We start from the raw sequence: 26,626 nt of genomic DNA, 5'->3' as shown, positions 1-26,626 counted from the left end.
CCCCCGTTTGGGCGCCCCCGCCCCCCCCCCTCGGGTGCCGGTACGGCCTCAAGCCAGGCGCACGGCGGCTACTCGGTACGCCACAGCGCAGCCTTGGTCTTGGCGGCCCAGGTCGCCGGCATCAACGCGCCGAGAGCGGCCAACAGGGCGCCGGATACCGCGAGGACGGCGTACGAAGGGACGCTGTAGACCGACAGCATGTGGTCCGGGAGCCGGAGTTCGGCGACGCCGGCCATCACGGGGGCCACGGCGTGGTGCAGGGCCACGCCGAGCGGGATGCCGATCGCGCCCGCGATCAGCCCCACCGCGGTGACCGAGGTCACCACCATGACCAGGGTCTGCCGCGGCGTCATGCCCAAGGACTTGAGGACGCCGATGGACTGCGCCCGTTCCCGGGTGTCGAGCGCCACCGTATTGAGCACGCCGAGCGCGGCGACCGCTGCCAGCAGCAGCGTCAACGTGGCGATCAGGCCCAGCAGGATCGCCAGGGTCTCGCTCGACTCGTTGCGGTCCATCACGCCGCCGAAGCCCGCGGCGAAGACCTGCGATTCCGCGAGGCGCTGGATGTACGCGCCGATGTCCGTGCCCGGCGCGAGCTTGACCTCGTACTGCTCGATCCGGGACGCGGGATCCAGTGCGGTGAGGGTCCCGCGGTCGACGTAGAGGTGGTTCTCTTCGCTGGAGAAGGCCTCGCCGACGATGCGGACCTTGGTGCGGCGGCCCTCCCACTCCAGGGCGATCTCGTCGCCGACCTTGAGCGCCGAACCGCGCAGGAACGACGTCGGAACGACCACTTCACCCGGCCCCTGGAACCAGCGGCCCGCCAGGATCGGGTAGCCCAGCCACGACGAGTCGGTGCCGTACCCGGTCAGTTCGACCCCCTGGGTGCGCCCCGGGATGGTCGCCCGCGCCTCCGCGACCTCGGTGAAGCGGGCCGTGCCCGAGTCGGCGCGCAGCATGGCGGCGACGGCCGCCGGATCGGCGGACGGCAGATTCTCCTTCCCGCCGGGACCTGCTCCCGGGCCGCCGACCCCCGGCGGACGCTGGTTCTGCACCGGCCCGCTGCCTTCCCCGAGCGGGCCCTGGTTCTGCCCGGGCGGCCCGCTCGGGCGCAGCAGGTCGACGGTGACCTGCGTATTCGCGGCGCGGGAAAGTCCGGCATCGACCCGGTCCAGCGTCTGGGCGAGACCGTAGGCGAACGTGACCGCCGCGGTCCCCAGCAGCAGCGCGGCCAGCGTCATCGCGGTGCGCGCGGGCCGCGTGAACGGGCTTGCCAGCCCCAGCCCGACAGCCCGCGGCAGCGGCGCCCGGGACAGGATGCGGTGCGCCCGGAAGCCGCGCCCGGAGCGGGGCGCACGGCCGACCGCGATGGCCTGCACCGCCGGCGTCCGCCCGGCCTTCAGCGCCGGGACCAGCGCCGCGACGCACACCGTCGCGATCAGGCCCAGCGGCACCGCCACGTCCACCCACCAAGGGATCGACGCCACTTCGGGCACCGCGAACGACTCCGCGGTGTCCGCCAGCAGCGGCAGCGCGAGCAGCTGGCCGATCACCGTGCCCAGCGCGGCCCCGAACAGCGCCGGGAGCAGAACCTGGGCCAGGTACGTCGCGGCGACCTGCACCGGGGAGAACCCGAGCGTCTTGAGGACGCCGATCCCGCGGTACCCCGCGACCACCGAGCCGCTCACCACATTGGCCACGATCAGCACCGACATCACCAGGCCCAGCACGCTGAACGCGGTCACGAAGGGCACCACCAGATCGGCCACCCCCGCCGCGTCGCGGCGCGCCTCGAGGTACGACGTCGAACCGAGCACCGCATCCGCCGGCAGCCCCGCCCGCACCGCGGCCACCCCGGCGGCCACCGCGTCGTTCCCGTCCGCCGCGGCGAAGCGGTACAGCACCTGGAACGTCCGGCTGCCGTCCGCCCCGTGGATCGCCGCGACCTGGTCGGGCAGGGCCCACGCCCCGGCCGTGCCGGTGACGGACGCGGCCGTGCCCACCACGGTCATCTCGACCCCGCCGAGCCGCAGCCTGGTCCCGACCTCGGGAGTCGGGCCGTTCTGCCCGTCCGCGAACACGATCTCGCCCGGAGCCCGCACCCAGCGCCCGGACACCATCTTGAGCTCGTCCAGCGGCCCGTCCGGGGACGTCCGGCCGACCACGGTGACCGCCTCCGGGACGACGTGCCCGTTGCCCACCCCGGCGACCGGCTCAGGGACCGCGCTGACCGAAGGGTACGGCCCGCCGAACGCGGTGATCCCCGAACCGGCGCGCGCCGCACCGGCCTGGATCTGCTCGGGCGTGGCCTTCGCGGCGTCCACGCTGACCGCCGCATGAGCCCCGTTCAACCGCGCGAACGCCCGGTCGAACGGCCCCATCGACGCCACCAGCAGCCCCAGCCCGAGCACCGCGGTCGCCGTCGCCAGAAGCGCGACCACCGCGGTCACCAGGGTCTGCACACGGCGCCGCACGATCGCCGACCAGGCGGCGCGCAGGACCGCGTTCATCGCGCGGCCTCCGGCGAAGCGGCCGCCGGCGCCGTACCCGATCCGTTGGCCGCGGCGGCCGCACGGCCCGTGGTGGCCTCCTCGCCGACGATGCGGCCGTCCACGATCCGCACGATCCGGCCCGTGCACTCCTGCGCGAGCCGCTCGTCGTGCGTCACCAGCAGCAGCGCCTGGCCGTCCCGGTTGAGCTCGGCCAGCAGGTCGGTGATGTGCCGCCCGGTGGCGCTGTCCACCGCACCCGTCGGCTCGTCCGCGAGGAGCAGCGGCGGACGGTTCATCAAGGCCCGCGCGATCGCCACCCGCTGGCGCTCGCCGCCGGACAGCCGGGCCGGGTAGGCGTCCGCATGCCGGCCGATCCCCAGGTAGTCGAGCAGCTCGGCGGACCGCGTGCGAGCGGTGCGCAGCGACATGCCGCCCAGCCGGGCCGGCATCAGCACGTTGTCCAGCACGGTCAGGTCGTCGAGCAGATTGAAGAACTGGAACACCATGCCGATGTGCTGCCGCCGGAACCTGGCGAGCGCCGTCTCGGAAAGCCCGTTCAGACGCACCCCCGCGACCGTCACGTCCCCCGAGGACGCCCGGTCCAGACCGGCGATCAGGTTGAGCAGCGTCGACTTGCCGCTGCCGGACGGCCCCATCACGGCGACCGCTTCATGCGCGCCGACCGCCAGCCCGACACCGCTCAGCGCGGCCGGGCCCGTCTCGTCGTACTGCTTCGTCACGGCTTCGAGCCGGATCACGTCTGTCATGGCCCCGGACGCTAGGTCCGCGGCCCCGCACCGGACGTCCGCACGACGAGCCAACCTGCCGTCGCTCCCGCGAAGTACGGCCGGGCGCGTAGCTCCTCCGAGGGATGCCGACGGTCCGCAAGCGGGATGTACGCCGCCGCCCGGCCGCGGCGAGAATGCCGGAGTGACACCCGCACCGCACGCGCTGACACCGCCTCAGCCCGCCGGCCGGCTCGCGGCGTTCCTGCGCCGCCCCGGGCCGCTCGGCGGCGACGCGCTGCTCGCCCTCGCCGCGACCCTCGTCGCCCTGGTCCTGCTGTACGGCAACGCCACGCAGGCGGACGCCCCGATGCAGGTCGGCTTCGTGGACGGGCGGCCCGTCGCCTTCCTGCCCGAGGAGACCGGACCGGACTCCTGGACCGTCATCCTGGCCATGCTCACCACGATCGCCCTCGCCTGGCGGCGCAGCTCGCCGATCCTGGTCTTCGGCGTCCAACTCGGTGCGGTGCTCGTGGTCGACGAAGAGAACGTCGCCATCCCCATCATCGCCGCGCTCGCCGCCGGCGCCTACACGGTCGCCGCGCATGTGCCGCGGGCGCGCACCGCCCTGGCGGTGCTGGGCGCGGGGACCGTCGCCCTGGTGGCGAAGTTCCCCGACGACGACAACAGCCCGCCCGGTGTGACGGTGCTCGCCGTGATGGCCGCGATGTGGGCCGCCGGACGCACCATCGGCACCTGGCGCACCCGGGCCGGCGCGCTGCACGGGCGGGCGGTCAAGGCCGAGTACGAGCGGGAGGTCGCGGTCGCCCTCGAACGCGCCCGCATCGCCCGCGAACTGCACGACGTGGTCAGCCACAATGTCAGCGTGATGGTGATCCAGTCGGGAGCCGCCCGCATGGTGCTGCGCACCGACCCGGATGCGGCGACCGAGGCACTGCGCGCGGTCGAGACGAGCGGGCGCGAGACGATGGCCGAACTGCGGTACATGCTCGATGTGCTGACGGCGCAGGACGGGGGCGGGGGAGCGGGCGAGGGCGGCGGTGCCCCCGCGGCCGAGGCCGGGGGATCCAGGCCGGGAACGACGGGTTCGGGACCGCGATCCGGATCAGGTGCCGGGAGTCCCGCCTCCGGGCAACCCGGGACCGGTGCCACCGGGCGCGGCGTCCCGGACGGCGATGCGCTCGGTCCGCCGCTCGCCCCGCAGCCCGACCTGGCCCGGCTGCCCGTGCTCGTGGACCGCGTCCGCACCGCGGGCCTGGACGTCCGGCTCGACACCGGAGCCGGCTTCGGGCCGCTGCCGCCGGGCGTCGAACTCACCGCGTACCGCGTCGTGCAGGAAGCGCTCACCAACGCACTCAAGTACGCGCCCGGCAGCCGTACGGACGTCACCCTCACGCACGACCCGGGCAGCCTGCGCATCGAGGTCGCCGACCGCGGACCGGCCGAGGGCCGGCGCCCCGAACCGCTCGGCGCCGGACGCGGGCTGCTCGGCCTCGCCGAACGCGTGCACCTGCACAACGGCACCTTCCGGTCCGGCCACCGGCCCACCGGCGGCTACCGTGTCGAGGCCACGATCCCGGTACCCGCGCCATGACAGGGGGACTGTTGAACACAGGGGAACCGGTGCGCGCCGATGCCGCGGCCGCATCCGCCGCGCCTGCCGCGCTGCGGGTGGTCGTGGCCGACGACCAGGCCCTGGTGCGCTCCGGGTTCCGGATGATCCTCGCGTCCGCCGGCATCGACGTCGTCGCCGAGGCCGCGGACGGCGACCAGGCGTGCGCGGCGGTCCGGCGCACCCGCCCCGACGTCGTCCTCATGGACATCCGCATGCCGGGCCTGGACGGCCTGGAGGCGACCCGGCGAATCATGGCCGACCCGCCCGGCGCCCTCGACGGGCGGCCCTGCCGCATCATCATCCTGACCACGTTCGACCTCGACCACTACGTGTACGCCGCGCTCGACGCAGGCGCCAGCGGGTTCCTCCTCAAGGACGTCACCCCCGAGCAACTCGTCGCCGCCGTACGCCTGGTCACCGCGGGCGACGCGCTCCTCGCGCCGACCATCACCCGCCGCCTGGTCGAGCGGTTCGCCAACCCGCCCGAGGTCGCCCCGCACGTGCGCGGCGACCTCGCCACCCTGACCCCGCGCGAACTCGAAGTGCTGCGGCTGCTCGCCCGGGGCCTGAGCAACGCGGAACTGGCCGCGTCCCTGACCTTGAGCGTCGAGACGGTCAAGACCCACGTGACCCGGATCCTGACCAAGCTGCATCTGCGGGACCGGGTGCAGGCGGTGGTGCTGGCGTACGAGACCGCGCTGGTCACGCCGGGCGGCCACGACTCCGCCTGAGGCCGGCCGCGGCGCGCCCCGGGCCTCAGCCGGTGCGGAGGCCCAGGCCGTAGAACGTCATGTCGTAGCGGCCGACGGATTCGCCTTCGCCGCCCAGGATGAGGTCGGACGGCTCCGCGACACCGATCGCGCGGGCGGTCGCCACCATGACCGCGGCGATCGCGCGTCCGGACGCCTCGTCCGGGCCGCCCCCGTCGATACGCCAGCGCGGCTCCTCGTCGTCGGAGCAGACCTCCGCAGTCTCCGGGTGGTCGGCGACCGTGCCCCAGCCCAGTTCGCGGGCGTCGACGGCACCGCTGCCGTCCGCGTGCTCGGTGCCGTCGGGCAGGAAGCAGCCCACGACCAGGCGGTCTTCGCGGTACGTGATGTCGAACAGCAGCGGCGCGCCGTTGTCGCCGGCCCGCCCGTACAGCGGCATGCTCACCGTCAACCCGAGCGCGGTCAGCTCGGCGGCGAGGCTGTCCAGGAACTCGCCCAGCGCGGAGGTGACGGTCTGCCAGCTCTGCGCGTACCAGCGGCCCGGGAAGCCCAAGCCGCCGTTGGCCGGGCTGCGGTCGGCACCGAAGTAGCCCTCGATCGAGAACTCCTCGCCGACGCCGGAGCGCCAGAACCAGTTCTCGATCGGGTCCGTCGGCTGCAGCACCAGCTCCGGGCCGCCCTGGCCGGCCCGCAGTTCGAGGCTGTTCTCTTCGCCGCGCCAGCGCAGGAACGGCGCTCCCCACGAAACCGTGCGCCCGTAGATCGGGCCGAGCGAACCGTACGAACCGGCGACCGGCGCCGGGCCGAGCGCCTGGACGAGTTGCCGCCGCGCCTCGGCGAAGGCACCGACCTGCGCGGCCGTGCCGGTCAGGGGAGCGGTCAGCGGCACCGCCAGCTCGATGAACTCCTCGCTGCCGACGTAGCGTTCGGCGTACTTGTCGCCAGGGCGAAGCCGGGCGTCACCGGTTTCGCGGCCGGTGCGCACCGGCACTTCGTCGTCCCCGTCACCCGGCTCGGACCACTCCCAGCCCAGCGCCGCCACCAGCGCCCGGGTGCCCTGGGCGGTCCAGCCTTGCGGATCGGCGGAGCGGAGGCGCTGGGCCAACTCCACGACGCCTTCGGCCGTACCGCTGTCATTTCCCCGAAGATCACTCATGGCCCCATCCTGCCGAATCCCCCGGAGGCCTGCCGGAGGGGCCGGCGCACGCCGCGCTTACCGGACCATGGGCCGCGCGATTCCGCTCCGGCCCGCCGGCGCCTGGTCAGTCGCTCCAGCGGGCCGCCAGGTCGGCCACCTGGTCGGGGGACAGCGGGATCGCGGCGGCGGCGACGTTCTCCTCCAGGTGCGCGAGCCGCGACGTGCCCGGGATCGGGAGCATCACCGGGGCCGCGTTGAGGAGCCAGGCGAGCGCCAACTGCGAGCTGGTGATCCCGAATTCCGCGGCCGCCTCGTCGAGCGGGCCGACGCCGCCGGCCAACTGCCCCGCACCCAGCGGGAAGAACGGGATGAACGCGATGCCGGTCTTGACGCAGTGCTCCAGCACATCGCGGTGCGCCTGGCGCACGAGGCTGTAGATGTTCTGCACCGACGCGATCCCGGTGACCGCCCGGGCCGCCTCCAACTCGTCCACCCCGACGCCGGACAGGCCGATGTGGCGGATCTTGCCCTCGTCGCGCAACTCCGCGAGCACGCCCAGCTGGTCCTCCATCGGGAATGCGGGGTCGATCCGGTGCAGCTGGTACAGGTCGATCCGCTCCACGCGGAGCCGCCGCAGGCTCATCTCGACGCACTGGCGCAGATACGCGGGGGCACCGACCGGCTCCCAGCGGTCCGGGCCCTGCCGGGTGAGGCCGCCCTTGGTGGCGATCACCAGGTCGTCCGCGTACGGGTACAGCGCCTCGGCGATCAGGTCCTCGGCGACGAACGGACCGTACGAGTCGGCGGTGTCGAGGAACGTGACGCCGAGTTCGACGGCCCGCCGCAGCACCGCGAGCGCCTCGTCCCGGTCCCGCGGATCACCCCAGATACCCGGGCCGGTGAGCCGCATCGTGCCGAACCCCATCCGGGCCACCGGCATGTCGCCGCCCAGCAGGAACTCGCCACTCCGCGCCGCTGCCGTTCCTTCGCGCACACCAGACTCCCGGGTCCGACGACCAGCCATCCGCCGCATCCCACCATCCCCGGGGCCCGGTGTCCACGCCATTGGCGGCGCGTCGACGGGGTACCTGCGCCCGCCGCGGGCGCGGTGGTTTGGCGGCTGCCGTGAGGGGTGCCGTGAGGGGTGTCCATCGACTTGGCGGCGAGGCGAACCGACGGGGCGTCAGATCCTTCCTACCGTTCGTGGACACCAATTTCGCCGTTGTGGCTTACGCCGCCTGGATGGGCCTCGCCATCCTCCTCGCGGTCGTTGCTCTCGTGCACGGACGCGTCCGTACGCCGGGTATCGCGCCGCGCCCGGGCAGCCTCGATCTGTACGAGGCCGCCTTCCTGTGCTCCGGTCCGGTGCGCGCGGCCGACATGGCGCTGCTCGCGCTGCGTGCCTCGGGCGCGCTGCACATCAACCGGGACGGCACCGTCACCACCACCGGCCGCCGGCCCGCCGACCGCGTCGCCCTGGGCGTCCTGCGCCCGATCGAGGACGCCGGCGGGTCGATGCCGCTGTCGGACGCACGTACCGCGGGCGCGCGCTGCCCCGAGGTGCAGGGGATCGGCGACCACCTGGTCGCCGAAGGGATGCTGCGCCGCCCCGGCAGCGGCAAGTTGCGGCGCTTCGCCCGCAAGGTGCTGATCGTGTCCGCGGCGGGCAGCTTCCTCACCGTCATGATCCCCGGCTTCATGCCGTCGGCCGCCGAGGACCCGGAGCTGTTCGTCACCGCGCTCCTCCTGCACATCGGAGGCGTCTTCGTCAGCGTGATCCTCGGGATCGTGCTGTCCGTGACGGGCTGGGGGCCGCGCAGCCGGGTCGCGGACGTGTACGTGAGCCGGCTGCGCAGCCAGACGTCGCTCCAGAGGGGGCTCGGACAGAGCGTCGCCGGGGGCCTCGGACTGGGCCCTGCCGCGGTCTTCGGCCTGAGCCGCCTGCCGGACCACGACCTGGTCGAGATGTTCCGCCGCCACCGCCCGAGCCACACCTACGCATATGCGGGTGCGGACGGCGGTGACTCGTCGGGCGGGACCGACGGCTCCGACAGCTCGGGAGGCTCGGATGCCTGCAGCGGTTCGTGGTGCGGCTCGGACTCCTGCGCGGACAGCGGGACGCGCGGCACCCACTGCTCCGGCTCGTCGTGCTCGTCGTCGAGCGGCTCGTCCTGCTCGTCCTCGTCGTCCTCGTCGTCCTGCTCGTCGTCCTCATCGTGCTCGTCCTCCTCGTCCAGCTGCTCTTCCGGGTCCTCCTGCTCCAGCAGCAGCTGAGCGCCGTCCGGGCGAAGCGCCACCTCGGACCCCGCGGTGGACCGGGGGCCGTCGTCTCCCCGGTGCGCCGCGCCGCGGAGACGACGGGTGTGCGAGGTCAGGCAGCGGACGCGTCGAGCGCGGCGGCGGCCGCCCGGCGTACGGCGTGCGCCGCGACCCGGCGGCCGAGGTGGTCCGCGGTCGCCAGATCGGACGGGTGCGCGGCCTCGGGCCCTTCATCGCCGTTGGACTGGGCCGCCGCGCCCAGCCACACGCCGAGCCGGTTCAGGTCGAACTCGGAGCCGGTGCTGCTGTTCCAGCCCGGCCGCAGGCCCAGGCTGACCCAGAGCATGCTGTGCTGCGCCGCGAAAACGGACAGGCTCTGCAGGGTCTGCAGCTTGTCGCCGGACTTGGCCCCGGAGGTCGTGAACCCGGCGGCGAGCTTGTCCGCCCACACCTGCTCGTCCCAGCGGCGGCTCGTGGACTCCATGAACAGCTTGAACTTGCCGGCGACGTCGCCGAAGTAGGTGGGCGCACCGAAGACGATCGCGTCGGCGGCGTCCAGGATCTCCCACTGCTCGTCGGTGACGGCATCCACGGCGACGAGGTGGGTCTCGACGCCTGCGACGGACGCGGCGCCCTCGCGCACGGCGTCGGCGAAGCGGGCGGTGTGGCCGTAGCCGCTGAAGTAGGCGATGGCGACGGAGGTCATGGTCATTTTCCGTTCCGGTCGAGGAAGTCGGCGATGAGCGGGGCGATCTCGGGGAGCTTTTCCTCGAGCGCGAAGTGGCCGGTGTCGAATTCGTGGACCTCGGCGTGCCGCAGGTCCTTGCGGTACGCGTGCGCCCCGGCCACCGGGAAGAACGCGTCGTTGCGGCCCCACAGGACGAGGGCCGGCGGCTGGTTGCCGCGCAGCCAGGCCTGCCAGGCCGGGTACAGCGCGATGTTGGTGTGGTAGTCCAGCGCGAGGTCGACCTGGATGTCCTTGCGGCCGGGCAGGTCCAGGAAGTGCTGGTCGAGCGTCCAGCCGTCCGGGGCGATGCGCTCCGGATCCTCGGCGCCGCCCTCGTACTGGCCGCGCGTGACCGGGAGGACGAGGATCTCCCGCAGGCGGTCCTCCGCGCCTTCGACGCCGGGCTGGAGCGCTGCCAGCCCGAGGGCGAGGTTGCTCAGGCCCTCCTCGTACGCGTTGGAGTTCTGGATCACCAGGCCGGCGAACCACTCGGGGTGCCGGGCGGCGAGCCGCAGCCCGACCGGGCCGCCGAAGTCGAACAGGTAGGCGACGAAACGGTCGAGGCCGAGCGCCTGGCAGAACCCCTCGACCGCGTCGGTCATCTTCGCGAACGAGTACGGCCCGTCCGAGCGGTCGGGGTCGTCGCTGTGGCCGAAGCCGGGGTAGTCCGGGGCGATCAGCCGGTAGTCGCCGCCGAGCGCGTCGAACAAGCGGCGGAACTGGTGCGAGGCGGACGGGAAACCGTGCAGCAGAAGCAGCACGGGGGCGTCGGCGGGACCGGTCTCGCGGTAGAAGACGCGGACCCCGTCGATGGAGACGTAGCGGTGCGCGACGTCGGGCAGACGCACCAAGGCCATGGGCTGTTCCTTGATCGGAGAGGTTCGGGGACGCCTCAACGATCAAGGCTGCGGAGGAGCCGAGCAACGGGGGAATCGGCAACGCGCGTGCGCACTTCGTCAACGATCGGGGCGGCCCGGACTGCGGGCGCGGTCCCGCGCGGCTGCCTGTCCGGCAGCCTGTCCGGCAGCCTGTCCCGCGACCTGCCGCCGGTGAGCTGCCTCACACGCCGTCACACCGCCCCGGCCTGCGGTGTCTTGAGGCCGAAATCCTCCGAACGAAGGAAACCGGCCGGACCATGGAAAGACAGGACATCGAGATATTCCTCGTCCTCGCCGAGGAACTGCACTTCGGCCGCACCGCGGACCGGCTGTTCCTCTCGACCGCCCTGGTCAGCAAGACCATCAAGCGGATCGAACGGCAGCTGGGCGTCCGGCTGTTCGACCGGTCGAGCCGGCACGTGATGCTCACCGACATCGGCCGCAGGCTGCGCGCCGACCTGCATCCGCACCAGCAGGGCATCCAGCAGGCGCTCGAACGCGCGCGGCTGGCCCGCAACGACATCACCGGAACACTGGCGGTCGGCTTCATGAGCGTGCTGGCCGGCACCCTTGTCGTCCAAGGCCGACACCGGTTCCGCGCCGAACACCCGCAGTGCGACGTCCGCGTCGTCGAGACCCAGGTGCACCACTTCGTCTCGCAGCTGCGGGACGGCACCGTCGACGTCCTGCTCATGTCGCTGCCGGTGGACGAACCCGACATCAGGGTCGGCCCCGTCGTCGCCCGCCGGAACCGCGTGGTCGTCGCGTCCGCCGACCACCGGTTCGCGGGCATGGACTCGGTCTCCTGGGAAGACCTCGCCGGTGAGACCCTCCCGACGGCCGTCCCGACGTTCCCGGACTACGCCGTCGACTTCCACGCCCCGCCCCGGACACCCTCCGGCCGCCGCATCGAACGGTTCACGGAACCCGTGGCCACCTACCTGGAAGCCCTCACGATGGTCAGCGCGGGCCGCATGCTCGTCCTCGGCGACACCCAGCTGGCCCAGTACTATAACCGGCCCGACCTGGTGTACCTGCCGGTCCACGACCTGCCGCCCCTGGAGTTCGCCCTGCTGTGGCGCACCTGCGACGACGACGATCCGCGCATCCGCGCGTTCGTGGCCGCGACGGTGGCCGCAGCCCCGCGGACCGGCCCGTGACCCGCACGTCGCCCGCCGGTCGGGCGGTCGGAGGCAGGGCCTAGTGTCATGGGCCGGGCCCGGAGGTGGCTCGGGATACGGAGTGGAGCGGGCATGAGCGTGCGGTGGCATCTGGAGGAACTGGGCGGGTACCCGGTCCACACGTTCATGGCCGAGGACGACCTCGAGGACGACGACCTGAAAGAGGACGCCGACTTCCTCGCCACGCTGGCCGCCGCCGCGCCTGCGCCCGAGTCGGTCGCCTGGAAGATCGCCACGCACTTCGATGCCACGTGGGAGTTCGCCGACGTCTTCGGGGCGTTCCTGAAGACGGTCGACACGACGAAGGTCCGCGCACTGGTCATCGGCTACTTCGCCACCGACATCCTGGACGGCGCCGACGGTGTCGTGCCGGTCCTGGTCGAGCACGCCGGCAAGTTCCCGGCTCTTCAGCACCTGTTCGTCGGCGACATAGTCGGCGAGGAGCACGAGATCTCGTGGATCCCGCCGGAGGACGTCACCCCGCTGCTGGAGGCGTTCCCCGGGCTGGTCGGGTTCGGCTACCGGTTCGGCACCGGGCACGGCGAGGCGGCGGGCCCGATCCTGCGACCCGTCGCGCACGCCAACCTGCGGCGCCTCGCGTTCCAGACCGGCGGCATGCCCGCGCACCTGCCGGCCGCGGTGGCCGCGTCCGACCTTCCGGCGCTGGAGCGGCTGGAACTGTGGCTCGGCGTGGAGATGTACGGCGGCACGGTGGCCGTCGCGGACCTCGCCGGCCTGCTCGACGGGACCCGGCTGCCCGCACTGCGGCACCTCGGCCTCATGAACAGCGAGATCCAGGACGAGGTGGCCTCCGCGGTCGCCGTCGCCCCGGTCGTCGCGCAACTCGAGTCCCTCGACCTGTCCATGGGCATGCTGTCCGACGCCGGGGCCGAGGCGCTGCTGTCCGGCCAGCCGCTCACCCACCTCGCGCGCCTGTCCGTACGCCACCACTTCCTCTCCGAACCGGCCGCCAAGCGGTTGGCGGACTCCCTCGCGGCGTCCGGCGTGGCCGTCGACGTGTCCGAGCGGTGCACGCCGTGGGACGGCGCGCGGACGCCCGAGGAAGGGCGCTACACGGAGGTCTCCGAGTAGTCGCGCACCGCGCGGCCGCCGCTGCCGCAGGTGCGCATACGCTCCCGAACCGCCGATTCCCGTACCGGTGTTGACACTCCGCCGCCGACTCCCGGATCCTCACACGAAGTCGGATGAACCGCACGCGCGGCCTCGGGCCGGCGCGGGCGGGGACCGGGAGGTGCGATGGCGGGGACGACCGTGAGCCGCCCGCTCGACGGACGGACGGCCGAGGCGGCGACTCCGATGGCCCAGGCGCGGTGACGGGTTCGGCGCGCCGGGTGCGGGACACGGCCGCGGGCCGGTATCCGTCGGTCGACGAACTCGTGCGCACCGCAACAGGATTGGCCGAGGGCAACCCCGACTTCTGTGCATTGCGCCGGATCGGCTCCTCGCAGCGCGGGGAGCCGATCCGGCTGCTCACGGTCGGGACAGGCGGCGACCGCAACGTCCTGGTGGTCGCGGGGGCGCACGCCAATGAGGTGGTGGGCGCGGCGACCACCGCGGCGCTCGCCCGGCACGCGGTGGCGTACCGCGACATCTACGCGAGTTCGGGCATCGTCTGGCACTTCCTGCTCTGCCTCGACCCGGACAGCGCACGCCTGCACCGCACCGAGCCGAGCCCGGTCCAGTCATTCCTCGGCCACCACCGCGGCTTCTACCGCCCGGCCGCCGCCGAGCAGCCCGAACTCGCCCCGTCCCTACGCCCGCCGGGCGACGAACTCCCCGAGACACGGGCACTCTTCGACGTGATCGACGAGCTGCGCCCGATGCTCCAGTGCTCCCTGCACGGCATCGACGTAGGCGGCACCTGGGTCCAGGTGACGCGCGACCTGCCGGGGCTGTCCGCGGCACTGGCGGCATCCGCCGCAGGCCTGGGGATCCCGATCGAACGCGGCGCCTTCGACACCTTCGCGTGGCCCGAGACCGCACCCGGCGTCTTCGTGATGCCGCAGACCGGCGAGCACGAGCGCTTCGGACCGCACGTGGAACTGGCCTCGGCGTCCACTTGGTACGCACCCCACCGGCACGGCGGACTCACTGCATTGATCGAAGTCCCCATGTGGACAAGCCCATACGTAGACGACGCGCGACCACCCGAGGCCCCTGCCGAGGCCGCGATCCTGTCCTGCATCACGCGCCTGCGCGCCGCGGGAGTCGAGGTGGGCCGCCTGGTGGACGACGTCGGAGCGGTACTCCCGGACAGCCGGCTCTTCCGGGCAGCGCGGGGGCTGTCCGACCTGTGCCCGGTCCTGGCCGACGAATGGACCGACCTCGCCGCCGACAACGCCCCGGACGGCGCAGCGGAACCGCCCCCGCCCGCCGCGACGACCTCGCACCTGACCCTGACCCGAGCGCACATCACGTCCCTCCAAGCCCAGACGTGGCGCTTGCCCCTCCGGGCCGCCGCCATGCTCCTGCACCTCCTCGACGACGAGCCCCGCACCCGCACCCAACCGCAACTCCGGTACGCACAGAACCGCTTGATCGCCCTGGTGACCCGCTGGTGCCGCGAGTACGAGGCGGCTCTGGCAGCGACCTGGCTCCCGGTGGCCCGCCAGGCCGAACACCAGGGCCGCATGACCGTGGCCGCGGTCCGCCTGGCGGCCGCCGCCGAGCGCCGCCCCCTGCCAGGCGCAAAGCTCGACGACCCCGCGCTCTTCCACCCGCCGCATACGAACGGCCGCAACCCGAGCTGACGCCGGTCGGCGGTCAAGCAGCCCTCGGTAGTGCCTTCCGGGTGGTTGGGGGGCGGGCTACGATCTTGGGCGCGTGCCTGCAACTGGTCCTTGAAGCAAGGAAATCGGGGGAGTCCATGGGAGCGGACAGGTCGGACGAGGGTCGGGTTCCTGATGGGGTCGACGTCTCCGTGCCGAGCATCGCCCGGGTGTATGACGCGATGCTCGGCGGCAGCGAGAACTACGCCTCCGATCGGGCGGTGGCCCAGAAGATCCAGGGTGTGCTGCCGATCAGCAAGGAGAGCGCTTGGGAGCACCGCGAGGTGCTTGCCCGAGGTGTCCGGTACCTGGTGGAGCAGGGGATCGACCAGTTCATCGACTTGGGGTCGGGCCTGCCCACGGTGCAGAACACCCATCAGGTTGCTCAGGCAGCCAATCCCGCGGCTCGGGTGGTGTACGTCGACAACGATCCGATCGTGTTCGCGCATGGGCGGGAGTTGTTGGCCGGGGACGACAACGCGCTCGTGGTGACTGCTGATCTGCGGGATCCGGGGGATGTGCTCGGGCGTTCCGAGGTTCGTGAACTGATCGACCTGGCACGGCCGCTGGGGGTGCTCATGATCGGCGTGGTGCATCACCTCGGGGATGCGGAGAACCCGGGGGCGGTTGTTCGGCAGTACGTCGATGCCGTGGTGCCGGGGAGCTTTCTGTTCTTGACGCACTTTCAGGCGGCCCCGCCTGTGACGGATGAGATGGAGAAGGTGTTCCTGCAGATGCTGGGCAGCGGGCGCTTCCGTACGAACGCCGAGATTGCCGGGTTCTTCGACGGGCTGGAGATCGAGGAGCCGGGGGTTGTGGAGATTCCGTTGTGGCGGCCGGAGAAGCCGGCTTCGGAGTCGTCGGGGGAGGGTGCGCCGAGTCGGCTGATTGCGGCGGGAATGGGGCGGAAGGTCTGAGCGGCGTTCCGGACGGGGTCAGCGGGTTGCCTGCTTGGCTGTGCTGATCAGTTCGGGGAACGTGCCGGGGAAGTCGGGGAGGAGGCGCAGGGCCACGGCCCACGCTTCGGGGCGCGGGCCCAGGGCGGTGGTGGCGATGGCGGCGACCGCGGCGCGGGATTCCTCGGGGCGGGTGCCGGGGAAGCGGAGGGTTTCCAGGGCGGCGAGGGCGATGCGCCCGTGCGTGAGGACGTCCATCGCGGACAGGACGCCGTCGGCGAGGCCTCGGGAGACGTCCTGGGACATCAGTTTGTGGGTGTTGCCGGCCAGTTGGGCGAGGAGGGCTTTGCGCACCGATCTCGGCTGGATGCGGGAGCGGAGCGGGGGCTTTCGGGAGTCGGGGCGGGTCGTGGGTTCCTTGGCTTCGGCAAGGTCAGCGGGGCAGTCGGGTTGCCGGGCGAGGGCGCCGAGCGCGTTGTGGCGCAACGGGTAGCGGCGGTGTTCGCGGCGGATGAGGTCCCAGTCGAGGGGGGCTCGGGGGCCGCGGAAGACGACGGCGAATGCGTCGCTGCCGTAGCGCCGGGGGTCGCGCAGCATCTGCTCGAAGGAGCTCCAGGACGCCTCCTGGCGGAGTGCCGACAGGATGACCGGCGTGCTGCTCTCGTGCTCCAGGGCGCTTTGGAGCAGGCCGCGGTTGTCGGGCGCCATGAGGGCGGCGACGACGGCGGGGGACGGCTCCTCGAGGTTCTTCGTGGAAGCGGGGACGGAGGCGATCGCCTTGCGTACGGCCTCGGCGCTCGCGGTGTCCAGGAGGCCGAGGCAGCAGCGGATGAGGACGGCGTACCCGCCCAGCGCGTTGACGTCGCGGTCGAGCAGCGCGGCCACGCGCATGAGGACTCGCGGGTCCTCGGAGGCGGACAGGGAAGCAAGCGCGGCTTGGAAGTTGTGGGCGCCGTCGTCACCGATGCCGAGCGCCGCGGGGTCGGTGACCAGCGGTACCAGCTTGGCGGCCACCTCGCCGGTCACGCTCAGATTGCCGAGGAGGCGGGCCGCCACTTCGGGACGCGGTACCCGGGCGGCGTCGTCGGCGAGTGCGTCGTACGCGGCATGGGCGAGGCCGGTGTTGGAGGCCAGGTCGACCCGGTGCGCGGTGGCGCCGCGCTCCAGGACGTGGGAGATCAGTGCGTCTCCGGGCGCGTACCGGCCGCTCAGCAGCGAGGTCAGCGTCGCCGCGTCGGAGCGGGCGAGGACGTCCTGCAGGACGGCGGCCGGGGCGGCGTCGAGGAGCTGCGCGGAAGGGTGCACAGGCTGAACCGAAGCAGAAACGCCCGCCCCGCCTCAAGAGCGGGACGGGCGTACGGCAACGGGAAACAGCTCAGAGGCGGCGGAGCAGCGCGGCCTTTGCGGCGGCGAACTCGTCGGCATCCAGGATGCCGTCGCGGTGCAGGTCGCCGAGCTCGCGCAGGCGGCGCAGGACGACGTCGTGGTCGTCGGTGGATTCGGCTGCAGCGGGGGCACCGGGGGCGGAAATCGCGCTGGGGGAGGGGGAGTCCGAGGCCGCAGCTGCGGGGAGTGCCTCGGGGCGCGGGGCGTTCGGGTGCGGCAGGCGGGCGACGACCGCGGCCGCCAGCAGCGCGCTGGTACCGGTCTCCTTCCTCAGGCCCCACAGTTGCAGGCAGTACGGGTCGTGCTGCGGCTGCTGGCTGCCCGTGGCCGGCGGGTCGACGCGGAACCGCAGGTGGCCGGAGTCGAGGCCGACCGCGGGGTGCCATTCCACGCCGACGATCTTCGCCAGCGGGATGCGCTGCGTACCGGTCGCGCGCTTGCGCTCGTCGGCGATCCAGTTCCATTCGAGGCGCACGGTTTCGCCGTCGAACGCGGCGCTGCCGTCCTGCCCGTTCGCGCCGAGCGGCACCGGCGCGGCGGGCAGCAGATAGCGGTCGGTCGGGGTGTCCGGAACGCCTTCGAGGAGCAGCGCGTTGCGGATCTCCTCGGCGAAGTACTCGGCTGCCGCGGCCCGGTCGTTCTCGACGGTCAGCTGGTACGGGTCGGCGTCCTCCTGGAGCCGGCCGCCGCAGACCTGCAGGAACGGGTCCGCCCCGGTACGCAGCCGCAGTTGCAGCCGCCCGGCCTTGCGCCCCGGCGCGTACGACGCCCGCGCCACCGCCGCCAGCGGCACCGCGATCTCGCCGAGGACGCGGCGCAGTCTGTGCACGCCGCGGTCCTGCCCGGGCACGATGCGGATCGTCTCCCCGTCGAAGGTCCAGGTCCCGTCCTTCGTCATCACGTCAGCCACCCGATGATCCTATGGGGGAGGAGTGGGCCGTCCGTGTCCGGATCCCGGACGTCCTGCGTCCAGGCCCACAGGGCGGCGCCGACACTCGGGCGGGGCAGAGTATGCCCAGGTGGGACCGCGGTCGGGTAGCGTGCCTGCACTCGGTCTGGCGGGGTGTCAGGCCCGGCACTTGGAGGCCCGTCTTGGCCGCCCCCCGTCTCGGCCCGCGCGGCGCGCGAGCCGCCTCGGCAATGCTCCGCGGCGTCTTCGCGCTGCCCGGCCCGCTGCTGCGGCCGATGGCCGGCCCCCGGGTGCACGGCGACGACGGCCGCGAACTGCCCGCGTCCAGCCGCGCGGTCATGCGGTTGATACAGAAGCAGATGCCCAGCGGCCTCCACCAGCTCGGCCGGCTGCGTGCGGACAGCGAACGCGGCGGCCCGATCCTCGCCGGCCGCGAAGGCCGCGGCCTGCGCACCACCGACACGACCGTGCCGGGCGCCGCCGGGCCCCTCAAGGCCCGCCTCTACGAGCCCGCGGACGCGACCGGACCCGGCCCGCTGCTGGTCTTCTTCCACGGCGGCGGCTGGATCCTCGGCGGCGTGGACAGCCACGAACCGGTCTGCCGCTTCCTCGCCGCGCGCTCCGGGGTACGCGTCCTCTCCGCCGAGTACCGGCTGGCCCCCGAGCACGGGTTCCCCGCCCAGTACGACGACGCCCTCGCGGTCTTCCGGCACGTCGTCGACACCCCCGAGGCCTTCGGCGCCGAACCCGGACGCATCGGCGTCGGCGGCGACAGCGCGGGCGGTAACCTCGCCGCCGCCGTCGGGCACGCCGCCCTGCGCAGCGGCACCGCACTCCCGGCCTGGACGCTGCTCATCTACCCGGCCACCGACATAGGCGGCTCGTACCCGTCGCGCGACGCCTACGGCAAGGGCTTCGTGATCGACACCGAGACCTGGACCGGCCCCGACGGCCTGATCTCCGGCTTCATGCCGCACGCCGACGACCCGCGCCTGTCCGTCCTGCACGACCCGGACGTCGCCGGCCTCCCGCCCACCCACGTCGTCACGGGCGGCTTCGACCCGCTGCGCGACGAGGGCGAGGCGTACGCGGCCCGGCTGCGCGAGGCCGGTGTGGACGTCTCGGCCAAGCGGTACGACCTGCTCTTCCATGGCTTCGCCAGCTTCGCCTGCGTGGAACGCCACTGCGCGGCAGCCATGGCCGAGATCGCGGCCGAGGTCCGGCGGGCGATGGCGGCGACGAAGGCGGCCGCGGCGCCGGGCGACGAGGTCCCGGCGGCCTGACCGGCGGGCCGGCCCGGCGAGGGCCGGCAGACGCGAACGCCCGAGGGGCGCTGCCATGACAGGCAGCGCCCCTCGGGCATACGGGCAGAGGTGGGTCAGCGCTTGAGGTACGCCGCCACCGCGTCCGCGAAACGCTCCGGCGCGCCCTCGTCGTAGCGCAGGAACAGCGACGGCTCGGTCAGCTCCAGCTCCAGGAGCACCGGGTGGCCGTCCGCGTCCGGGATCACGTCGACCCGGGCGTACAGCAGCCGGTCCGCGCCGCCGGGGACGGCCGCGAGGGCCTGCTGCGCGACGTGCAGCTCGCTGTCCGTCGCCTCACGCGCCCGGATGTCCTCCTGCTTGTACAGGCCCACGTCGCCGGCCGGGCCGTCCAGCAGCGCGCCCTTGCGGATCGCGTGGCTGTAATGCCCGCCGAAGAACAGCACCGCAGTCTCGCCCGCGGTGTCGACCGCGTGCAGATACGGCTGGACCATGACGGTCCGGCCCTCCGACAGCAGGCGCGTGGCGAGCCCGGCGGCGAGCGCGCGCTGCGCGGCGTCGGCCAGGTCGTACCGGCCGGTGTCCTTCGAGCCGCAGCTTATGGCCGGCTTCACGACGAACTCACCGCTGGTCGGCAGCGTCACCGTGCTGTCCGGGTCGAGCCACGTGGTCGGCACCACGGGCACGCCCGCCTCGGCCAGGTCGCGCAGGTAGGTCTTGTCGGTGTTCCAGCGCACCACGTCCGCGGGGTTCGCCAGGTTCGGGACGCGGTCCGCCCAGGCCACGAAGTCGTCGTGGTGGTCGATGTAGTCCCACGTCGAGCGGATGACCGCCAGGTCGTACGCGGCCCAGTCCACGGCCGGGTCGTTCCAGACCGCGGGCTCCGCGGTGATGCCGCGTTCGGCGAGCGGGGCGATAGGGGCGATCTCGTCCTCGTCGAGCTGCGGCAGCTCGGCGCAGGTGACGAGGGCGATGCGGGCCGTGGCGGCCGGTTGAGCGGACATGCCGTCACGATATACGGATCATCGTCCAAGATCGCAGGCGCATCGCGGGAGCCCGGCGAGCCGCCCCGGGCGGCCCCGGGGACGCCGCGCGGCTCAGCGGAAATGCGGCGCGATGCGGTCCGCGAACGTCCTCATGAAGGCCAGGGGCTCGGGGACGAACTGCGCCACGACCAGGTTCCGCACCCCGGCCTCGGCGATCTCGTGCAGGCGTTCGACGCAGTGCCCGAGCGGACCCGCGACCGTGGAGTGGGCGGCCAGGAAACCGGTCAGCCCCAGCTCATCGACCAGCGCGGCATTGTGCGCGGCGGTCTCCGGCGAGGCGTGGTGCGCCGAGTCGTAGCGGCGCTTGAGCTCCTCGACGGCCGGCCGCAGCGCGTCCGGCAGGCCCTTGCCCTCGGTGCCGAACCGGAAGACGTGGTTCGCGGTGCCCGCCAGCACCGACCGGACCTGGTCGATGCCGTCCTGCTCGGTCGCCGCGGGCACGACGTTGGCCATGCACCAGACCTCCAGGTCGGCAACATCCCGGCCGGCCTCCGCGGCGCCTTCCGCGATGTGCCCGAGGTTCCGGGCGTACGCCTCGCGGGTGAGGCTGTTCGACAGCACCACGCCGTCCGCGACCCGCCCGGCCATGCGCAGCGTGCGCGGACCCTCGGCGGCCACCCACACCGGCGTGCGCCGCGGCGGCCAGCGCAGCTCCAGATCGGCGCCCTGCCAGCGCGCGGCCCGCCCGGCGGTCAGGTCGCGGACCGCGGTGACGTACTCCTCCGTCTCGGCGACCCGCGCCGGGCGCAGCCCGATGTTGCGCAGCGCCGAGTCGCCGGACGAGATGCCGAGCACGAAACGGTCGCCCGAGATGTGCTGCAGCGCCGAGGAAGCCGACGCGGCCACGGCCGGGTGCCGGGTCATCGGATTGGACACCGTGACGCCGAGGCGCGGGACGGTGGTGTGCTGGGCGGCGAAGGTGAGCGCGACGTACGGATCGGCCCACAGGGACTGCGAATCCCCGGTGGTCAGCATCGCGTACCCGCAGTCCTCCGCGACCCGCAGCCATTCGGTGTACGCCGCGAAGTCCTTGACCGTGGTGCCGGTCGCGAAGCGCAGCGCGGGGCGGTCCGACGCGGGCACCGGCGTGGTCATGGGCGCGGCTCCGATGCAGAGATGACGGCAGCGGTGGTGTCGGCGACGGGGTCGACGCTTGCGGTGGCGGCAGGGAGGCCGAGCAGGCGTTCGAGCGTGCCGGCCAGGACCGCCTGCTTGACGTCGTCCGGCACGTCGCAGTCGAGCAGTTGTCCGAGGACGTGGTTGCGCCGGTAGCCCAGCGGCGCCGAGTACAGGTCGGTGCCGAACACCAGCCGGTCCGGGCCGAAGCGCCGCAGGAACGGCTCGACGAGGTCGAACGTGTAGACGAGCGAGGTGTCGAACACCAGGTTCGGGGTCTGCTCCGCGACGATCAGCGCCTGGCGGCACTGCTCGAAGTCGGAGAAGCAGTCCAGCACCAGGAAGGTCAGGTCGGGGAAGTCCCGGGCCAGCGCCTGGACCTGCCACAGCGGCTCGCCGTGCGCCTCGCCCATGGCGTGCACGAACGGCACGAGCCCCAGTTCGCCCATGGGCCCGAGCAGCGCCCGGACCAGCGGGCTGTCCGTCGAGACGCCCTGGAAGCGGGCGTGGAAGCTGACGCCGACCAGGCCCAGTTCGTCGCGGATCCGGACCAGTTCGGGGAGCCCGGCCGGGCCGTACAGCGGTTCGACGATGCCGACCGCGGCGGCGAAATCCCGTGGTGCGGCGTCCCGGTATGCGGCGATCCCGTCGTTGACGCGCCGCGTGTCGGCGAGGCCTTCGGGACGCAGGTAGCCGTGCCCGGGGGTGACCACGGACGCGTCGACGCCATGCCGGCGCATCGTCCGCAGCCTTACCGCCGTCTCGGTATCCGGACCGGTCCCGTCCGCGCTGCCGCCCAGCCCCAACGTGCCCTGCACATTGCCCACATGGTGGTGGCAGTCGACGATCCGGAAGCGCGCGGCCGCCGGGTGGACGAGCGGCTCCGCGGGCTCGGGAGCGTCAGTCGTGGGCATGCCGGAGCTCTCCGTCCGCCGGGGTCGGGACCGATTCTGACGTTGTATCAGAAACGTCGGGAAAGATCGCCGGGGTACGGGGGATGTACGGCGGGGCCGACGACCGGGCACGGGGGAGTATCCCGGCCGTCGGCGCACGTCGCCGCTCGGGGCCGCGACGTCCGGGCGTCAGGATCCCTGGACGTCGACCAGCAGCTTGAGTTCTGTGCCCGCCTCCAGCGCGGTGAAACCAGCGGCGGCGCCGTCCATCGGGATCGGTCGGACCCAGCCGTCGAGTGGGTACGAACCGTTCACGAAACCGTCGATGACCGCGGGAAAGTCGTTGCAGTACGCACAACTTGCCACGATGTCCACGCCGCCGAGGAACGCCGCCAGAGGGTGGAACGTCACCGGCTTCATGTACACCGCGACGGTCACCATCCGGCCCCCGGGCCGCGTCGCGGACAGGCCCGCATGGAACGCCGGCTCCACGCCCGCGGCATCGATCGCCGCGTCCACGCCGTCCCCGTCCGTCAGCTCCCGCACCGCCGCGACCACGTCCACGGCACCCGGGTCGAGGATCAGATCCGCCCCGCCGCCGGTGAGCCCGGCCAGATGCGCGATCGCCGCGCGCCGGTCCGCGGACGGCTCCGACACGAAGATCCGCTCCACCCCGCGGGCCCGCAGGTCCAGGTACGACGCGATCCCGATCGGCCCGGCACCCAGCACCAACGCACTGCCGCCCGGCTCGACCTGAGCCTTCGTCACACAGTGGTGCGCGACGGACACCGGCTCCACCAGCGCACCCTGCTCCGCGGTGAGCGACTCGGGGAGGATGTGCACCATGTCCGCCCGGACCACGGTCAGCCCGGACATCCCGCCGCCCTTCACGGACAGCCCGTGCCAGGTCAGGTTGCGGCACAGGTTGTACGTGCCGCGGCGGCACGGCGCGCACTGCCCGCACGTCCACATCGGCTCGACCGCGGCCAGCGCGCCCGGCCGGATCGCCGGATTGCCGACACCCGGCCCGACCTCCACGACCTCCGCCGAGAACTCGTGGCCCAGGATGATCGGGTCCTTCACGACATGCCGCAGCCCGCCCTCCCAGAAGTGCAGGTCGGAGCCGCACAGGCCGGTGAAGCGCGGCCGCACCAGCACCTCGCCGGGCCCCGGGACCGGGTCCGGCACCTCCTCGATCCGCAGGTCGCGCGCGGCGTACAGGACCGCTGCTCGCATCGGGTTCGTCCCTCCTCGGTGGCTGCCCGCGCGGCGGGTGCGCAGCCTCGCCGGGCCCGCGCACCCGCCGCACCGGCGGATGGAAGTGTCAGCTGCCGGACAGCCGCTGCATGGCGCCGATCAGGTCCGGATAGCGGCCGGTACGCGCACCGCCGTCCACGCCGTACTGGCTCCCGGACACGAAGCCGGCCTCGTCGGACGCCAGGAACAGCACCACATTGGCCACCTCCTCCGGCTCCGCGAAACGCCCCAGCGGCGCGTTCTCCACGTACTCCTCGACCACGCCCGGCACATGCCACATGCCGCCCGTCGCCTTGGTGCGCACCAGCCCGGGCAGCACCGCGTTCACGCGCACACCGTGCCGGCCCAGCTCCAGTGCGGCCACCTCGGTGAGCGCCACCACACCGGCCTTCGCCGAGCAGTACGCACCCATGCCGCGCCCGGCCTGCACCGCGTTCAGGCTGGCCAGGTTCACGATCGAACCGCCCCGCCCGGACTGCTTCATGGCCGCACCCGCGTGCTTCACGGTCAGGAACGTGCCGTTCAGGCACAGGTTCACCACCCGCTGCCAGGCCGCGTAGTCGTGGTCGACCAGCTCGGACGCCGTGCCGCCGCCCGCATTGGCGACCGCCACGTCCAGCCCGCCGAACCGCTCCACGGCCAGCGCGACCAGCGCCTCGACATCCGCCTCGACGGTGACGTCGCAGGACGCGACCGCCACGCGCTCCTCGCCCAACGCGTCGACCAGCGACTTCAGCGCATCGGCGTCGATGTCGCCGGCCACCACGTACGCGCCCTCCGCGACGAAGCGCTCCGCGACCGCCCGCCCGATGCCCGCACCGGCACCGGTGACCAGCGCGACCTTCCCGGCGATCCGGCCGGCGGCGTCGGCGGTCATGCTCCCGCTCCCTCGGACGCACCGGCGGCCTTGTCCGCCTCGTAGTCCTTCATCGCCTTGCCGAGCGCCTGCGCGGTCTGGTCGCGCCAGCGTTCGGACAGCGCCACCTGCCAGTCGTGCGAGGCCACCGGGCCCGCCGACTGCCCGGTGAAGTGCGGGATCACCTCGCGGGCGATCAACTCGTACGACCGGCGCGTGGCCTCCGGGTCGGCGAAGTCCGCACCCATGAACAGGTACGTCCCGAAGCCGCCGGACTTCTGCCACAGCCGCTCGATCTGGCGCACCGCCATCTCCGGCGTGCCGCAGATGAACGAACCCGTCGCATTGCCGTGGTCCAGGCGCGCGTCCAGCGACGCATCCGCGTCGTACGGGATCGGCAGGACCTTCGCCTGGTAGTCCTGGATGTCGCGCAGCCCGTACGCCACCTCGCGGCGGGCCTGCTCCTCCGTCTCGGCGATGTGCATCATGCCCATCAGCCGCCACTTGCGCCGGTCCACGGTCCGGCCGTGCTGCGCGGCGACCTCGTTGGCGACGTTCCAGTGGTAGCCCAGGGCGTCGAAACCGCCCTCCTGACTGGCCGCGATGGACAGCATGCCGGCCCCGAAACGGCCCGCGGTACGCGGCCCGGCCGGCGAGAACGTGGCCGCCACGGCGATCTCGAACGACGGGTCCTGGAACGGCCGCAGCTGCAACTGCGCGTCCTGGAGGGTGAACCAGTCGGTCTTCCGGGTCACGGGCTCGCGCCCGGCGAGAAGCGCCGTGACGGCCTCGAGAGATTCCTCCATCATCTCCCGCTGGCGGGCCGTGTCGATGCCCAGCATGTGCGCGTCGGAGGCCAGCTGGCCCGGGCCCACGCCCAGCATCACGCGGCCGCGCGTCAGGTGGTCGAGCAGCACCATGCGGTCCGCGACGTGCAGCGGGTGGTGGTAGGGCAGCGAGATGACGCCGGTCCCGAAGCGCAGGTGCCGGGTGCGGGCCGCCGCCGACGCGATGAACAGCTCGGGGGACGCGACGATCTCCCAGCCGCCCGAGTGGTGCTCGCCGATCCAGGCCTCGTCGTACCCGAGCCGGTCCAGATGCTCGAGCAGCGACAGGTCCTGCTCCAGCATCAGGGTCGGGTTGCGGCCCGCCTTGTGGAACGGGGCCATGAAGACCCCGAACTTCAGCGGCCACCGCTCACCTGCGGTGACCTGCGTGGCTATTTCGTGCGCCGCGTGCGCCGAGTGCGCTGTATCCGCCGACACCCAGGCCTCCTGATGTTCCGTCATGCCGAGCCAGGGCGTGCTGCCCTGACGGAGCGTCACCCTGACAGGACGCGATACGCGAATCAAGAGTCGCACTATGCGAACGTATGAGGAATCTGCGCTACGCTCCATCCACCATGAGCCGACCGTCCCCGCAGACCGACCGCCTCATCGCCCTGGTCGACCTGCTCGCCGCCCGCCCCGACACCGACTTCACCCTCGCCGAGATCGCGCGCGGGCTCGGCGTCGGGAAAGCCACCGTGCACCCGATGCTCACCACGCTGACCCGGGCCGGCTGGCTGCTCCGCCACCCGGTGCGCCGCACCTACCGGCTCGGCCCCGCCATCGTCGCGGCCGGCCGCGCGGCGGCCACCGGCGAGACCCCGCTGGACCTGGTCCGCCCGGTGATGCGCACGTTGGCCGCGGAGACCGGGCTGGGGGTGCTTGCACTCGTGCCGTGCGGCGACGCGGCGGACGAGGACGACCTGCGGGTCGGCGAACTGGTCCGGCTCGGGGGGACCGGGAACGGCACGCTGACGGGTGCGCTCGGGGTCCGGTTGGGCGACCGCGTACGGCCCCGGCCGCCGCTCGGATCGGTGACGGTCGCGTGGGCGGGGGCTGCTGCGGTGGACGCGTGGCTGGGGCGGCTCGACCCTGATGGGCAGAGTGGGGCGGCCGCCCCGGCGCCGGCTGTCCGTGCCGGTTCGGGGGTGCCGGGCGGGCGCCCGTACGTCCGGACCCCCGCGCCCGAATCGGCCGCGGTTTCTGCCGCGCGCAGGCAACTTGCGCCTGCGCTGGCCGGAGTGCGGGAGCGGGGCTGGGCGTTGGAGACCGAGGACCGGCTGCGGGACCGGCTGGGCGCACTCGTCCGCGACCTGGAGATCGAACTCGGCACCGGGGACTGGGATGCGGCCGGGCACGCGGCCGCGCTCCGGCGGGCGATGGCCGAAGTGGGGCAGGCCTTCGACTTGGCCGACGCGCTGCCCGCGAGCATCGAACCCGACGCGCTGTACCGGGCGTCGTCGGTGAACGCGCCGGTGTTCGACGCGGACGGGACCGTCGCGGTGGTGCTGTGCCTGATCGACCACGCAGCACCGCTGACCGGCCGGGAGGTCGCGGCCTTGGGCGAACGCGTACGCGCGGCCGCGGCGGATGTGACCGCCGCGCTGCACGGCCGGGTCCCGGACGCGGACGACCTCTGAGA

Annotated in this window: 23 protein-coding genes; 9 read left to right on the top strand and 14 right to left on the bottom strand. The window is 73.1% G+C overall.

Annotation, left to right across the window (positions count from 1 at the left end):
• Nucleotides 1–68: 68 nt before the first annotated feature.
• Together LZ495_RS31020 and LZ495_RS31015 are read right to left on the bottom strand one after the other, a co-directional pair.
• Nucleotides 69–2,510 (bottom strand): ABC transporter permease, encoded by a 2,442-nt coding sequence (locus tag LZ495_RS31020; RefSeq protein ID WP_235056272.1) that lies wholly within the window; start codon nt 2,508–2,510, stop codon nt 69–71.
• The gene (locus LZ495_RS31015) at nt 2,507–3,259 is read right to left on the bottom strand and encodes an ABC transporter ATP-binding protein (RefSeq protein ID WP_235056271.1); all 753 of its coding nucleotides are present in this window, start codon (nt 3,257–3,259) and stop codon (nt 2,507–2,509) included. The genes LZ495_RS31020 and LZ495_RS31015 overlap by 4 nt, the downstream gene beginning before the upstream one ends.
• 163 nt (nt 3,260–3,422) lie before the next feature.
• Here LZ495_RS31015 and LZ495_RS45045 point away from each other — a divergent pair, with 163 nt between their 5' ends.
• Nucleotides 3,423–4,832 carry a sensor histidine kinase gene (locus LZ495_RS45045; protein ID WP_235056270.1) on the top strand — a complete coding sequence of 470 codons (1,410 nt, stop codon included), beginning with the start codon at nt 3,423–3,425 and terminating at the stop codon, nt 4,830–4,832.
• Between the two features lie 11 nt (nt 4,833–4,843).
• Nucleotides 4,844–5,584 carry a response regulator gene (locus LZ495_RS31005; RefSeq protein ID WP_235056269.1) on the top strand — a complete coding sequence of 247 codons (741 nt, stop codon included), beginning with the start codon at nt 4,844–4,846 and terminating at the stop codon, nt 5,582–5,584.
• 25 nt (nt 5,585–5,609) lie between these two features.
• Here the strand turns inward: LZ495_RS31005 and LZ495_RS31000 are convergent, their stop codons facing one another.
• Both LZ495_RS31000 and LZ495_RS30995 read right to left on the bottom strand, forming a co-directional pair.
• Nucleotides 5,610–6,719, bottom strand: a complete 1,110-nt coding sequence (locus LZ495_RS31000) for a hypothetical protein (RefSeq protein ID WP_235056268.1) — start codon at nt 6,717–6,719, stop codon at nt 5,610–5,612.
• Nucleotides 6,720–6,825: 106 nt separating this feature from the next.
• Complete coding sequence (locus LZ495_RS30995; protein ID WP_235056325.1) at nt 6,826–7,641, bottom strand: aldo/keto reductase; 816 nt, start codon at nt 7,639–7,641, stop codon at nt 6,826–6,828.
• Between the two features lie 263 nt (nt 7,642–7,904).
• Between LZ495_RS30995 and LZ495_RS30990 the strand changes: the two genes are divergently transcribed.
• Nucleotides 7,905–8,975 carry a TIGR04222 domain-containing membrane protein gene (locus tag LZ495_RS30990; RefSeq protein WP_235056267.1) on the top strand — a complete coding sequence of 357 codons (1,071 nt, stop codon included), beginning with the start codon at nt 7,905–7,907 and terminating at the stop codon, nt 8,973–8,975.
• A 97-nt stretch (nt 8,976–9,072) separates the two neighbouring features.
• Here the strand turns inward: LZ495_RS30990 and LZ495_RS30985 are convergent, their stop codons facing one another.
• Both LZ495_RS30985 and LZ495_RS30980 read right to left on the bottom strand, forming a co-directional pair.
• The gene (locus LZ495_RS30985) at nt 9,073–9,672 is read right to left on the bottom strand and encodes a flavodoxin family protein (RefSeq protein WP_235056266.1); all 600 of its coding nucleotides are present in this window, start codon (nt 9,670–9,672) and stop codon (nt 9,073–9,075) included.
• Nucleotides 9,669–10,544, bottom strand: coding sequence for an alpha/beta fold hydrolase (locus LZ495_RS30980; protein ID WP_235056265.1), 876 nt, complete (start codon nt 10,542–10,544; stop codon nt 9,669–9,671). Before LZ495_RS30980 ends, LZ495_RS30985 begins: the two co-directional genes overlap by 4 nt.
• 278 nt (nt 10,545–10,822) lie before the next feature.
• On the opposite strand from LZ495_RS30980, the gene LZ495_RS30975 reads away from it, so the two are divergent.
• The 4 genes from LZ495_RS30975 (at nt 10,823) to LZ495_RS30960 (ending at nt 15,452) form a co-directional block, all read left to right on the top strand.
• Nucleotides 10,823–11,725: a LysR family transcriptional regulator gene (locus LZ495_RS30975; RefSeq protein ID WP_235056264.1), complete on the top strand. Its 903-nt coding sequence runs from the start codon at nt 10,823–10,825 to the stop codon at nt 11,723–11,725.
• A 93-nt stretch (nt 11,726–11,818) separates the two neighbouring features.
• The gene (locus LZ495_RS30970; RefSeq protein WP_235056263.1) at nt 11,819–12,838 is read left to right on the top strand and encodes an STM4015 family protein; all 1,020 of its coding nucleotides are present in this window, start codon (nt 11,819–11,821) and stop codon (nt 12,836–12,838) included.
• Nucleotides 12,839–13,077: 239 nt separating this feature from the next.
• Nucleotides 13,078–14,517: a M14 family zinc carboxypeptidase gene (locus LZ495_RS30965; RefSeq protein ID WP_235056262.1), complete on the top strand. Its 1,440-nt coding sequence runs from the start codon at nt 13,078–13,080 to the stop codon at nt 14,515–14,517.
• 116 nt (nt 14,518–14,633) lie between these two features.
• Entirely contained in the window at nt 14,634–15,452 is an 819-nt protein-coding gene (locus LZ495_RS30960; protein ID WP_268823558.1) for an SAM-dependent methyltransferase, read from the top strand.
• Between the two features lie 18 nt (nt 15,453–15,470).
• Here LZ495_RS30960 and LZ495_RS30955 read toward each other — a convergent pair whose 3' ends face one another.
• Both LZ495_RS30955 and LZ495_RS30950 read right to left on the bottom strand, forming a co-directional pair.
• Nucleotides 15,471–16,736 carry a hypothetical protein gene (locus LZ495_RS30955; RefSeq protein WP_235056260.1) on the bottom strand — a complete coding sequence of 422 codons (1,266 nt, stop codon included), beginning with the start codon at nt 16,734–16,736 and terminating at the stop codon, nt 15,471–15,473.
• A 70-nt stretch (nt 16,737–16,806) separates the two neighbouring features.
• Nucleotides 16,807–17,727 carry a DUF4429 domain-containing protein gene (locus LZ495_RS30950; protein WP_235056259.1) on the bottom strand — a complete coding sequence of 307 codons (921 nt, stop codon included), beginning with the start codon at nt 17,725–17,727 and terminating at the stop codon, nt 16,807–16,809.
• 182 nt (nt 17,728–17,909) lie between these two features.
• Here LZ495_RS30950 and LZ495_RS30945 point away from each other — a divergent pair, with 182 nt between their 5' ends.
• Nucleotides 17,910–19,010 carry an alpha/beta hydrolase gene (locus tag LZ495_RS30945; protein ID WP_235056258.1) on the top strand — a complete coding sequence of 367 codons (1,101 nt, stop codon included), beginning with the start codon at nt 17,910–17,912 and terminating at the stop codon, nt 19,008–19,010.
• A gap of 95 nt (nt 19,011–19,105) precedes the next feature.
• On the opposite strand, the gene LZ495_RS30940 is transcribed toward LZ495_RS30945, so the two are convergent.
• From LZ495_RS30940 to LZ495_RS30915, 6 genes are all read right to left on the bottom strand, one after another.
• A complete protein-coding gene (locus LZ495_RS30940) occupies nt 19,106–19,993 on the bottom strand; it encodes an ATP-grasp domain-containing protein (protein WP_235056257.1) in 888 nt (295 codons plus the stop codon).
• 93 nt (nt 19,994–20,086) lie between these two features.
• Complete coding sequence (locus LZ495_RS30935) at nt 20,087–21,130, bottom strand: LLM class flavin-dependent oxidoreductase (protein WP_235056256.1); 1,044 nt, start codon at nt 21,128–21,130, stop codon at nt 20,087–20,089.
• Entirely contained in the window at nt 21,127–22,065 is a 939-nt protein-coding gene (locus LZ495_RS30930; RefSeq protein WP_235056255.1) for an amidohydrolase family protein, read from the bottom strand. The genes LZ495_RS30935 and LZ495_RS30930 overlap by 4 nt, the downstream gene beginning before the upstream one ends.
• Before the next feature lie 168 nt (nt 22,066–22,233).
• Nucleotides 22,234–23,280: an alcohol dehydrogenase catalytic domain-containing protein gene (locus LZ495_RS30925; protein ID WP_235056254.1), complete on the bottom strand. Its 1,047-nt coding sequence runs from the start codon at nt 23,278–23,280 to the stop codon at nt 22,234–22,236.
• 88 nt (nt 23,281–23,368) lie between these two features.
• Nucleotides 23,369–24,178 carry an SDR family NAD(P)-dependent oxidoreductase gene (locus LZ495_RS30920; RefSeq protein ID WP_235056253.1) on the bottom strand — a complete coding sequence of 270 codons (810 nt, stop codon included), beginning with the start codon at nt 24,176–24,178 and terminating at the stop codon, nt 23,369–23,371.
• Nucleotides 24,175–25,446, bottom strand: coding sequence for an LLM class flavin-dependent oxidoreductase (locus LZ495_RS30915; protein WP_235056252.1), 1,272 nt, complete (start codon nt 25,444–25,446; stop codon nt 24,175–24,177). The genes LZ495_RS30920 and LZ495_RS30915 overlap by 4 nt, the downstream gene beginning before the upstream one ends.
• A 113-nt stretch (nt 25,447–25,559) precedes the next feature.
• Between LZ495_RS30915 and LZ495_RS30910 the strand changes: the two genes are divergently transcribed.
• The gene (locus LZ495_RS30910) at nt 25,560–26,624 is read left to right on the top strand and encodes a helix-turn-helix domain-containing protein (RefSeq protein WP_235056251.1); all 1,065 of its coding nucleotides are present in this window, start codon (nt 25,560–25,562) and stop codon (nt 26,622–26,624) included.
• Nucleotides 26,625–26,626: the final 2 nt, after the last annotated feature.

This window comes from Yinghuangia soli, assembly GCF_021502675.1.
Taxonomy (GTDB): domain Bacteria; phylum Actinomycetota; class Actinomycetes; order Streptomycetales; family Streptomycetaceae; genus Yinghuangia; species Yinghuangia soli.
The sequence above is the reverse complement of the archived record's forward strand: the minus strand, read 5'-3'. Positions and strand labels throughout refer to the sequence as shown.